General features: G+C 69.3%; 4 protein-coding genes. All 4 read right to left on the bottom strand.

Translation table 11 applies throughout. The features are described 5' to 3' along the window. Positions 1–141: NAD-dependent epimerase/dehydratase family protein (locus Q7J39_RS08990; RefSeq protein WP_304823134.1), on the bottom strand; the 141-nt coding region annotated here is incomplete at its 3' end. 62 nt (positions 142–203) lie between these two features. Beyond that, positions 204–2,495 (bottom strand): FkbM family methyltransferase, encoded by a 2,292-nt coding sequence (locus tag Q7J39_RS08985; protein ID WP_304823123.1) that lies wholly within the window; start codon positions 2,493–2,495, stop codon positions 204–206. Between the two features lie 40 nt (positions 2,496–2,535). After that, on the bottom strand, positions 2,536–4,620 hold the full coding sequence (locus tag Q7J39_RS08980; RefSeq protein ID WP_304823120.1) for a tetratricopeptide repeat protein: 2,085 nt from the start codon (positions 4,618–4,620) through the stop codon (positions 2,536–2,538). Positions 4,621–4,790: 170 nt separating this feature from the next. After that, entirely contained in the window at positions 4,791–12,281 is a 7,491-nt protein-coding gene (locus Q7J39_RS08975; protein WP_304823118.1) for an ice nucleation protein, read from the bottom strand. Positions 12,282–12,300 lie beyond the last annotated feature (19 nt).

Genomic DNA, 12,300 nt, shown 5'->3' with positions numbered 1-12,300 from the left:
GGCCAGCAGGTGGGCCACGTTGCGCCGGGAGCCGGTGTAGTAGTTGTCGACGCACAGGACCTCGTGGCCCGCCTCGATCAGGCGTTCGCAGAGGTGCGAGCCGACAAAGCCGGCGCCGCCGGTCACAAGTATGCGCTTCATGTCCGTCCGCTCCGCTTGAGAGCGCAGAACCTAGACTGAGTCTTCCAGCCGTGGACCGGGCGTCACTGCGCCGCCGCACCCTCCCCCACGCCTTCCAGGCTTGAGGTGTCGAAGCCGTGGAACAGGGACAGGAAGCGGAACGGATTGGCCTGATAGGACGGGTACATCACGTTGTTGATGTCGGTGGTGGTGTCGAAATAGGCCAGGGTCGGCGAGGCGCCACGGGCCAGCAGGTGGTGGCGGGCGAAGATCAGCGCCACCTGGTCGATCCAGCGGGTCACCGCTGGCCTGGCCAGTTCGCGCTCTATGTAGGCGCGCAGGAAGGCCAGGAAGACCTGGGCGTCGGCGGTCGGGTTCACCAGCAGCAGGTTGGCGGTCAGCCGCGACCCGGCGTTGAAGCTGATCTCGTTCTCGTTGAACATCACGTCGGCGGGCGCGGCCCGGGCCAGCAGGTCGGAGACGCCGCGCTGCAGGATCAGATCGATGTCGGAGACGAAGACCGGGCGCTCCAGGCGCGCCAGCAGGGTTCCCAGCCGCTGGAACCGCACGCATTGGAAGTGGGCCACCGGGCGGGCGATGAACCCCTTGGGCGGGGCGTCATAGACCTTGGTGGTCACCGCGTCGGCGTCGAAGTCGTCGCCGGCGAAGATCAGCCGCTCGTCCGAGATCCCGACCCCCGCGGCGATGGCCGCCAGCCGATCCTTGCCGCCGATCACGTGGATGACGATCAGGCTCGGCACGTCGGCGTATTTCAGCACCGAGAGGGCGTACCAGCGGGCGTAGAGATCGACATAGGTCTCGTCGGCGGCGGCGAAGAACACCGCCTTGGCTCCCAGCCGGTCGGCGGTGGCGCGCACGCCGCCCCAGTCCATGGCGGCGCCGGAGGACGACACGAAGGCGAGCTCGGTCTCCGGGGCCGGGACGGGCGTGGGCGCATTGACCGCGGCCAGGTCCACGGCGTCCAGCAGCAGGCGATAGTGCTTGGACCACCCCTCCCACTCTGACTCCGGGTCCACCACCACCTCCAGCGCGCCGGCCGCGGCCAGCAGGGCGGCGATCTGCCCCTGGCTCTGCGGCGTCAGCGGCCGGCAGAGGATCAGGCTGACCACGTCGTGGATGTCACGCAGGCGCAGCAGCGGATGCATGTCGCCGGGCGCCAGCGCCAGGGCCATCTTCTCGGCGATCTCCGCCAGGGCCGGATCGCTGGGGACCGGCGCGGGACCGGCGGGCGCCAGGGTGCGGTTGGCGGCGGCCATGATGATCTGGGCCGTCGGGTGGTTGGGGTCGACCGCCAACAGGGCGCGGGCGTAGCGCTCCACCTCGCCCCAGCGTTGGAGCACCTGGTTGCAGCTCATGGCCGCGGTGAGCATCGGCTCGCTGTTGGGGATCAGGGCCACCAGGGCCGCGGCGTACCGCTCGGCCTGCACGGTCTCGCCGGCTTCCAGGTGGGCGTTGAACTTGCCGATCGCCGGCAGGGCGCGGTCCTGGATCTCCGCCAGCAGGCTGTTGGGATTGGTCCGGCCCAGCCGGATGGCGCGCAGCGCGCGCAGCACCTCCAGGGTGCGATCCTGGGCGGTGTAGATCTCGATCAGCGCCCTGAGCACCGCCTCGTCGCGGGGGCGGAGGGCCGCCAGGTTCTCGAAAACCGTCAGGGCCTCGTCGGTGCGGCCCTCCCCCGCCAGGGTCTGTCCCAGCCGGAACAGAGCGTCAGTGGCGGGGCTGGCCCGCTTGCCGCGGCGCTCGAACAGCACGTCGATCTGCAGCAGGCCGTTCTCGCGCACGTCGTCCAGGCGATGGAACTCCACCACCTCCGAGCAGTGGAAGCCCATGGACTCCAGCTGCGCGAACACATCCTCGGCCTTGGCCCCGCCGATGTTGTACTCGACCATCGAGACCTCGAGCAGGATGTAGTCGGCCTCCGCCAGGACGGTCGCCCCGCCCTTGAGGACATCGACCTCGGCGCCCTGGGTGTCGATCTTGACGAAGTCGAAGCGGCGGCCGGCGAACAGGTCGTCGATCCGCACCTTGGGCACGGCGTGTTTGAGGACCTTATCCTCGCTGAAATAGTGGGTGTCCTCGCGGTAGAGGGAGACGCCGGTGGACTGCAGCCAGTCCTTGCTGAGGAACAGCTCGGCCACGCCGGCCTGGTCCGAGGCGGCCACCATGTGCCGCTCGAAACCCAGCTTGGCCAGATCGGCCTCGCAATAGGGATTGGGCTCGACCAGGGTCGGGACGCAGTCGGGATAGACCTGCAGGAAGCCCTCGGTGAAGCCGCCGACATTGGCGCCGACATCCAGCATCGAGGCCGGCTCATAGCCCTGGTCGCGGAGACTTTCGAGGACCTTACGGGTCATGGGTCTTCCAGTTCAGGCGCGCGGCGAACGCGCGGATCGGTCAGTCGGCCGCGGCGCGGCGCAGGCGGGCCTGGGGTTCAGAGACCGACGCTTCGCCTTCGGCCAGGGCGATATCCTGCGAGGTCCAGAGACGCGCGTCGGGGGAAATGGGCCGGGCCAGGTGCCGCCGGGCTAGCTTGGCCTTGTAGAGACCGTGATAGTCCTCGACGGCCAGGATCTCCTGGCCCTCGTGGTCATGATCCACGCCGACCTTCATATAGATGTCGAGATTGTCGAGGTCGGGGCGCGGCAGGGCGCCCTGCTGATAGTCCACCACCATGGTGGCGTAGAGGTCTTCCAGGCTCGAAACCAGCTTCTCCATGTTGAAGAGATCGCAGGTGTCTCGGTTGGCCTCGAGTTCAGCCTTGTAGGCGGCGATCTGGCCGCGGTCGTGGCCCAGGGCGACGGCGCGCTCGACATATTCGTCGGGGCTGGCGCAGACCAGATCGGTGAGGCCCGAGGCGCGCACCAGGCTGCCGCAGACCCGCGCGGCGAAGCCTCGGCCCGACAGGGTGACCATCGGCACCCCCATCCACAGGGCGTCCGAGGCGGTGGTGTGGGCGCCGTAGGCCCCGGTGTCGAGGAACAGGTCGGCCAGCGGATAACGCGCCAGGTGCAGGGAATTGTGCAGTTTGGGCGCGAAGATCAGCCGCTCGGGCGCCACGCCCCGCTCGGCGGCGAAGGCCAGCAGGCGGACGTGAGTCTCCGGCGTGCTCTCCAGCAGCCAGAGCACGCTGCCCTCCACCCGCTTCAGGATGGTCAGCCAGCGCTCGAAGGTGGCGCGGCTGATCTTCTGGGCGCCGTTGAAGCAGCAGAAGACGAAGGCCTCGTCGGGCAGCCCCACCTCGGCCCGGGTCGGACGCTCGGCGGCCACCACCCGCTTGCGGTCATTGGGCTGGTAACAGGGCAGCCGGACCACCTTTTCGGAATAGTAGATCTCCGAGCCCGGCGGCACGATCCAGCCGTCGGCGATGAGGTAGTGGTGATAGGGGCTGCCCATGGTGCCGGGATAGCCCAGCCAGTTCACCTGAATGGGCGCGGGCCGCAGGGCGAAGACGCCGGTGCGGCATTCGCGGGTGTGACCGTTGACGTCCACCAGGATGTCGATGCCGTCCTGCGCGATCGCGGCGGCCGCCTGGGCGTCGGTCATCGGCCGAATGTCGGTCCAGTGCTCCACCGCGCCGCGGGTGCGCAGGCTGAGCGCGTCGATGGAGGGGATGCCGCAGTAGTAGGCGAAGACCTCGACCTTGGCCTTGTCGTGCAGTTCCCAGAGTTCGGCCATCAGATAGCCCACAGCATGGTCGCGCAGGTCTGACGAGATATAGCCCACCCGCAGCCGGCGGTTCTGGACGTCGATGGGGGCGTGGCGCCGGTCGTCGCCTGCGCAGGTCAGGGGCGTCTCGGCGGTGAGGCTGACATAGCGGGCTGCGGCGGCCAGCTGCAGCAGGGGATCGTCGGTATAGGCCGCCATGGAGAGCGGGTGGATGTTGGTGATCAGGTCCGCGGCTTCAAGACCGGGCAGCGGCTCCACCACCGGCCACTTGCACTGGACCAGGCGCATGGCGAGGTACTGCTCGATCACGTCGCGCTGGGTGGGATCAAGGGACAGGGTCTCGCGCAGGATGGCCTCGGCGGCCTCGATCTTCTGGGTGTCGGCCAGGATGCGGGCCAACTGCTTGAGGGTCGACAGCTTGTAGCCGAAGGCCGTGCCGGTGATCGTCGCCACCTTCTGCAGGGCGGTCTGCCACAGGGCGATGGCCTCGTCGGGCTGGCCGTTGCGCTCCAGCACCCCGCCCAGGTTGATGTAGCCCGGCATGAAGTCCGGATCGAGGGTGATGGCCGCGGTCAGGGCCTCGATGGCGCCGGCCAGGTCCCCGGACTGGGTCTGCAGGCAACCCCGGTTGAAGTGGGCGACATAGAGCTGGGGATGGGTCGGGTTGAGCGCGCCCCAGACCTTGTACAGCTGCTGGGCCTGGTCAGCCCTGCCCGCCGTGCTGAGCGCGTTGGCGCTGTTGATCAGCTCCGCCAGGCCAAGGGTCTCCGCCGTGGCCTTCTGCAACGCCGAGAGGAAGAGATCCTGGGACATTATGGTCTCGCGCCTGTCCTTCCAGCCGGGCCGGGCGACCAGCGACTCGGCCAGGGGATCCCGTCACCCTGTTGTGGCGCCTCCGGAGCCCGGATTCCAGACCGGGGATCGCAATGCGACCATCTGCGCCGGGCCCGAAAGCCCGGCGCAGGAGGTCACGTCCGCCGCGATCAGGTGGCGGTGATGTAGGCGGCGATCTGATCGCCATCCAGGCTCTGGACCTGGGTGGCGGTCATGGCGTTCAGCAGGGTGGAGTCCATGGCCGCGATGTTGGTCACCGACAGTCCGTCGAGCTGAGTGGCCGTCAGGCCGGTGATCTGCGTCGTCGCCAGGGCGTTGGCCTGGGTCACCGAGAAGCCGGCGACCACCGTGGCGGCCAGCGACCCGACCTGGGTCGAGGAAAGCGCCCCGAACTGGGTGGTGGCCAGTTCGCCGACGTCGGTGACCGACAGACCCTTGATCTGGGTCGTGGTCAGCGCCTTGACCTGGGTGGTGCTCAGGGCCGCGGTCTGGGTCGAGTCGAGGGCGGAAACCGCAGTCGCCGTCAGGCCGGGGATCTGGGCCGCCGTCAGGGCCGCGATCTGGGTGTCGGCGAACTCGGCCACATCCGTGACGCTGAGACCCGAGAGCTGGGTCGCGGTCAGCCCCTTCACCTGGGTGGTGGAGAGGGCCTGGAACTGGGTCGTGTCGAGCGACGAGATATTGGTCGCCGTCAGGGCCCCGAGTTGCGCGGCGGAGAGGGCATTGACCTGGGTTGAGGTCAGGTCGCCGAAGTCCGTGGTGGAGAGCGACTTCAGCTGGGTGGTGGTGAGACCCGCGACCTGGGTGGTGGAGATCGCCCCGATCTGCGTGGCGTCCAGGGCCGACAGGCTGGTCTGCGACAGCACCGCGATCTGCGCCGTGGAGAGGGCGCCGATCTGGGTGGTGTCGAGGGCCCCGACATTGGTGGAGGTCAGAGCCGCGAACTGGCTGGAGCTGAGGGCGCCGATCTGGGTCGAGGCGAACTCGCCGATATCGGTGGTCGAGAGACCCGCCAGCTGGCTGGTGGTCAGGGCCTTCACCTGGGTGGTGGAGAGCGCGGCCACCTGGGTGGCGTCGAGGGTCGAGACCCCGGTCGCCGTGAGCGCCGACACCTGCGCCGTGCTCAGCGCGCCGACCTGGGTGGAGGTCAGTTCGCCGATGTCGGTGGTCTGCAGGCTCCTCAGCTGGGTCGTGGTGAGGCCCTTCACCTGGGTGGTGGAGAGCGCCGCGGTCTGGGTGGCGTCCAGGCTGGAGACGTTGGTGCTGCTCAGGGCCCCGATCTGGTTGGCCGACAGCGCCCCGATCTGGGTCGAGGTCAGTTCGCCGAAGTCGGTGGTGGAGAGGTTGGCCACCTGGGCGGTGGTGAGACCACCGATCTGGGTCGTGGTCAGAGCCGCGGTCTGCGTGGCGTCGAGGGCCGAGAGCGCTTCCTTGGTCAGGGCCGCGATCTGGGTGGTGGCCAGGGCGCCCAGCTGGGTGGTGTCCAGGGTCTGGACGCTGGTGGTGGAGAGCGCGGCGACCTGAGCCGCGGTCAGGCCGCCCACCTGGGTCGACGAGAGTTCGCCGACGTCGGTGGTGTCGAGACCCTTGAGCTGGGTGGCGTTGAGGCCGCGGACCTGGGTGACCGACAGCGCCGCCACCTGGGTCGCGTCCAGGGCCGAGATGTTGGTGGCCGTCAGCGAGCCCAGCTGCGTCGGCGTCAGGGCGCCGACCTGGTCGGCGGAGAGTTCGCCGATGTCGGTGACGTTGAGGCCGGTGAGCTGGGTCGTGGTCATGCCCTTCACCTGGGTGGTGGAGAGCGCCCCCACCTGGGTGGCGTCCAGGGCCGAGAAGGCGGTGGCGTTCAGGGCGGCGACCTGGTTTGCGGCCAGGGCGCCGATCTGGGTCGAGGTGAACTCGCCGATATCGGTGGCCGAGAGCGCGCTGAGCTGGGTCGTCGCCAGACCCTTGACCTGGGTCGTGGAGAGGCCGCCCACCAGGGTGGCGTCAAGGCTGGCCAGGTTGGTGGCGGTCAGGGCGCCGAGTTGGCCCGCCGAGAGCGACCCGATCTGGGTCGAGGTCAGCTGGCCGAAGTCAGTGGTCGACAGGGTCTTCAGCTGGGTCGTGGTGAGACCGGCCACCTGGGTGGTGCTCAGCGAACCGGTCTGGGTGGCGTCCAGGGCCGAGAGATTGGTCGCCGAGAGCGAGCCGATCTGGGCGGCCGTGAGGGCGCCGACCTGGGTGGAGTCCAGGGCGGTGATGTTGGTGGTGGTCAGGGCGCCGAGCTGGCTGGTGGTGAGCGCGCCCACCTGAGTCCCGGTCAGCTGCCCGATGTCGGTGGTTTCCAGGCCCCTGACCTGGGTCGTGGTCAGCGCCTTGACCTGGGTGGTGGTGAGCGCCGCGGTCTGGGTGGCGTCCAGGGCCGAGATGCCGGTGGAGGTCACGGCCGCGATCTGGGCGCTGCTGAGCGCCGCGATCTGGGTGGCGGTGAATTCGGCGACGTCGGTTCCGCTCAGCGCGCTGAGCTGGGTGGTGGCCAGACCCTTGACCTGGGTGGTCGAGAGGGCCGCGACCTGGGTGGCGTCCAGGGAGGCGATGTTGGTGGCGGTGATCGCCCCGAGCTGGGCCGCCGAGAGCGAGTTGATCTGGGTCGAGGTCATCTCACCGAAGTCGGTGGTGGAGAGCCCCTTCAGCTGTGACGTGGTCAGACCGCCCACCTGGGTGGTGGTCAGCGATCCGATCTGGGTGGCGTCGAGACCCGAGAGGCTGGTGTTGGACAGGGCGCCGATCTGGGCGGCCGTGAGCGCGCCGAGCTGGGTGGAGTCCAGGCTGGCCAGGCTGGTGGAGGACAGCGAGCCGATCTGGGCGGCCGACATCGCGCCGACCTGGGTCGACGACAGCTCGGCCACGTCGGTGGTGTCCAGCGCCTTGAGCTGGGTGGTCGACAGCGCCTTGACCTGGGTCACCGAGATCGCCGCCACCTGGGTGGCGTCCAGCGCCGAGATGTTGGTGGCGGTCAGAGCGCCCAGTTGGCTCGGCGTCAGGGCGCCGATCTGGGTGTCGGCGAACTCACCGATGTCGGTGGTGGAGAGCCCCGCCAGTTGGCCGGCGGTCAGCGACTTCACCTGGGTGGTGGAGAGCGCGGCGACCTGGGTGGCGTTCAGGTTGGAGACATTGGTCGCCGTCAGGGCGGCCAACTGGGGTCCGGCCAGGGCGCCGACCTGGGTCGAGGTCAGTTCGCCGATGTCGGTGGCGCTGAGGGCGGAGAGCTGGGTCGTCGCCAGACCCTTGATCTGGGTGGTCGACATGGCCGCCGTCTGGGTGGCGTCCAGGCTGGAGACGTTGGTGCTGCTCAGGGCCCCGATCTGGTTGGCCGACAGCGCCCCGATCTGGGTCGAGGTCAGTTCACCGAAGTCGGTGGTGGAGAGGCTCTTCACCTGGGTGGTGGTCAGGCCGCCGATCTGGGTGGTGGTCAGCAGCGCCGTCTGAGTCGCATCCAGGGCCGAGAGGCTGGCGGTGGAGAGCGCGCCGACCTGGGCCGCGGTGAGGGCCCCGATCTGGGTCGCATCGATGGCCGCCAGGTTGGTGGAGGTGATGGCGCCGACCTGGGTCGCGGTCATGGCGCCGATCTGCTCGCCGGAGAACTCACCGATGTCGGTGATCTCCAGGCCCTTGAGCTGGGTCGTGGTGAGCGCCTTGACCTGGGTGGTGGAGAGCGCGGCCGTCTGGGTGGCGTCGAGGGCCGAGATGTTGGTGGCCGTCAGGGACGCGATCTGGGCGTTGGACAGAGCCCCGATCTGGGTGGCGGTGAACTCGCCGATGTCGGTGGCGCTCAGCGCCGAGAGCTGGGTCGTCGCCAGACCCTTGACCTGGGTCGTGGACAGCGAAGCCGTCTGGGTGGCGTCCAGGGCCGACAGGTTGGTCGAGGTCAGAGAGGCCAGCTGATTGGCGGAAAGCGCGCCGATCTGGGTCGAGGTCATCTCACCGAAGTCGGTGGTGGAGAGCCCCTTCAGCTGGGACGTGGTCAGACCGCCCACCTGGGTGGTGGTCAGCGATCCGATCTGGGTGGCGTCGAGACCCGAGAGGCTGGTGTTGGACAGGGCGCCGATCTGGGCGGCGGTGAGCGCGCCCAGCTGGGTGGAGTCCAGGCTGGCCAGGCTGGTGGAGGACAGCGAGCCGATCTGGGCCGCCGACATCGCGCCGACCTGGGTCGAGGACAGTTCGGCCACGTCGGTGGTGTCCAGCGCCTTGAGCTGGGTGGTCGAGAGCGCCTTGATCTGGGTGGTGCTGATCGCCGCCACCTGAGTGGCGTCCAGGGCCGAGATGTTGGTGGCCGTCAACGAGCCGAGCTGGCTTGGAGTCAGGGCGCCGATCTGGGTGTCGGCGAACTCGCCGATGTCGGTGGTGGAAAGACCCGCCAATTGGCCCGTGGTCAGCGACTTGACCTGGGTGGTGGAGAGCGCGGCGACCTGGGTGGCGTTCAGGTTGGAGACGTTGGTCGCCGTCAGGGCGGCCAGCTGGGGGCCGGCCAGGGCGCCGATCTGGGTCGAGGTCAGTTCCCCGATATCGGTGGCGCTCAGCGCCGAGAGCTGGGTGGTGGCCAGGCCCTTGATCTGGGTGGTCGACAGGGCCGCCGTCTGGGTGGCGTCCAGGCTGGAGACGTTGGTGCTGCTCAGGGCGCCGACCTGGGCCGCCGAAAGGGCGCCCAGTTGGGTCGAGGTCAGCTCACCGAAGTCGGTGGTGGAGAGACCCTTCATCTGGGTGGTGGTCAGACCGCCCACCTGGGTGGTGGTCAGGCCGCTGATCTGGGTTGCGTCCAGGCCCGAGAGGCTGGTGGCCGACAGGGCGCCGATCTGGGCCGCCGACAGGGCGCCAAGCTGGGTCGTGTCGAGGCTGCCCAGGCTGGTGGAGGACAGGGCCCCGATCTGGGCGGCCGACATGGCGCCGACCTGGGTCGACGACAGCTCGCTGACGTCGGTGGTGTCGAGAGCCTTGAGCTGGGTGGAGGTCAGGGCCTTGATCTGGGTGGTGCTGATCGCCGCCACCTGGGTGGCGTCCAGCGCCGACAGGTTGGTGGCGGTCAGCGAGGCCAGCTGGCTGGTGGCGAGCGCCCCGATCTGGGTGTCGGCGAACTCGCCGATGTCGGTGACGGACAGGCCGGCGAGCTGGCCGGTGGTCAGCGACTTCACCTGGGTGGTGGAAAGCGCCGCGACCTGGGTGGCGTCGAGCGCCGAGACGTTGGTCGCCGAGAGCGCCGCGATCTGGGTGCCGCCCAGCGCGCCGATCTGGGTGGTGGTCAGTTCGCCGATGTCGGTGGCGTTGAGGCCCGAGAGCTGGGTGGCCGCCAGGCCCTTCACCTGGGTGGTGGTCAGGGCCGCCGTCTGGGTGGCGTCCATCGACGAGATGTTGGTGGCCGACAGGGCCCCGATCTGGGCGGCCGACAAGGCGCCGATCTGGGTCGAGGTCAGTTCGCCGAAGTCGGTGGTCGACAGGCTCTTGAGCTGGGTGGTGGTCAGGCCGCCAACCTGGGTGGTGGTCAGCGAACCCGTCTGGGTGGCGTCCAGGGTGGAGAGGCTGGTGGCGGACAGGGACCCGATCTGGGCGGCGGTGAGGGCGCCGAGCTGGGTGGCGTCCAGGGCGCCGATATTGGTGGAGCTCAGGGCCGCGATCTGAGACGTGGCCATGGCCGCGATCTGGGTGTCGGCGAGCTCAGCCACGTCGGTGGCGTCGAGGCCCCGCAGCTGGCTGACCGACAGCGCCTTCACCTGGGTGGTGGAGAGCGCGGCCGTCTGGGTGGCGTCGAGGGCCGAGATGTTGGTGGCCGTCAGCGACGCGATCTGGGCGTTGGACAGCGCCCCGATCTGGGTGGCGGTGAATTCGCCGATGTCGGTGGCGTTCAGCGCCGAGAGTTGGGTGGTGGCCAGGCCCTTGACCTGGGTCGTGGACAAGGCCGCCGTCTGGGTGGCGTCCAGGGCCGAGATGTTGGTGGCCGACAGGGCGCCGAGCTGATTGGCGCTGAGGGCGCCGATCTGGGTCGAGGTCAGTTCGCCGAAGTCGGTGGTGCTCAGGGACTTGAGCTGGGTGGTGGTCAGGCCGCCCACCTGGGTGGTGGTCAGCGAGCCGATTTGGGTGCCGTCCAGGCCCGACAGGCTGGTGGCCGACAGGGCGCCGACCTGGGCGGCCGTCAGGGCGCCGAGCTGGGTGGAGTCCAGGCTGGCCAGGCTGGTGGAGGACAGGGCCCCGATCTGGGCGGCCGACATGGCGCCCACCTGGGTCGAGGACAGTTCGGCCACGTCGGTGGTGTCCAGCGCCCGGATCTGGGTCGCCGAAAGCGCCTTGATCTGGGTGGTGCTGATCGCCGCCACCTGAGTGGCGTCGAGGGCCGAGATGTTGGTGGCCGTCAGGGCGCCAAGCTGGCTCGGAGTCAGGGCGCCGATCTGGGTGTCGGCGAACTCGGCGATGTCGGTGGTGCTGAGGGCGGCGAGCTGGCCCGTGGTCAGGCCCTTGACCTGGGTCGCTGACAGCGCGGCGACCTGGGTGCCGTCGAGGGCGGAGACTGCGGTCGCCGTCAGGGCGCCGATCTGGCTGTTGGAAAGGGCGCCGACCTGGGTGGTGGTCAGTTCGCTGACGTCGGTGGCGCTGAACGACTTGAGCTGCGTGGTGGTCAGGCCGCCGAGCTGGGTGGTGGTCAGGGCCGCCGTCTGGGTCGCGTCGAGGCTTGAAATCGCCGTCGCCGAGAGGGCGCCGAGCTGGGCCGCCGACAGCGCGCCGATCTGGGTCGAGGTCAGCTCGCCGAAGTCGGTGGTCGACAGGGTCTTGAGCTGCGTGGTGGTCAGACCGCCGACCTGGGTGGTGGTGAGCGAACCGGTCTGGGTGGCGTCGAGGGCCGCGAGACCGGCCGAGGTCAAGGCGCCGACCTGGGTTGAGGAGAGCGCGCCGACCTGGGTCGAATCCAGGGCGCTGACCTGGGTGGTGGCCAGAACGCCGACCTGGGCGGCTGTCAGGGCGCCGATCTGCGTGCTGGACAGCTCACCGATGTCGGTGGTGCTGAGCCCCTTCAGCTGCGTGCTGGTGAGCCCCTTCACCTGGGTGGTGGAGAGCGCGCTGATCTGGGTGGCGTCGAGGGCCGAGACGTTGGTGGAGGACAGCGCCGCAACCTGGCCGGCCGACAGGCCGCCGATCTGGGTGGCGTCGAATTCGCCAATGTCGGTGGTGGACAGGCCGGCCAGCTGGGTGGCCGTGACGCCCTTGATCTGGGTCGTCGACAGCGCGCCGACCTGGGTGTCGGCCAGGGCCGAGAGGTTGGTGGCCGAGAGCGCCCCGAGCTGCGTCGAGCTGAGGACGGCGATGTGGGAGGTGTCGAGCGCACCGAGCTGAGATGTGGTGAGCGCCTTGACCTGCGGGGCGCTGAGAACCTGGAGTTGCTCGGTGTCGAAGACGATGCCGGTGTCGAAGTGCGGGATCTGCGTCGCCGACAGCCCCTTCACCTGGGTCGCTGACAGCGCCCCGACCTGGGTGGTGTCCAGGGCCGCGATCCCCGTGGTGTTGATCGCGCCGACCTGGGTCGCGCTGAGCGACTTGATCTCCGTCTGGGTGAGCCCCTGAATGACGGTGACCGAGAGGGCGCCGATCTGAGCCGCCGAGAGGCTGGAAATCGCCATGTGAGCTTCCTAGTCGAGA

The sequence above is a fragment of the Phenylobacterium sp. genome, assembly GCF_030651185.1.
Taxonomy (GTDB): Bacteria; Pseudomonadota; Alphaproteobacteria; order Caulobacterales; family Caulobacteraceae; genus Phenylobacterium.
This window is presented reverse-complemented; position numbering and strand designations above follow the sequence as displayed.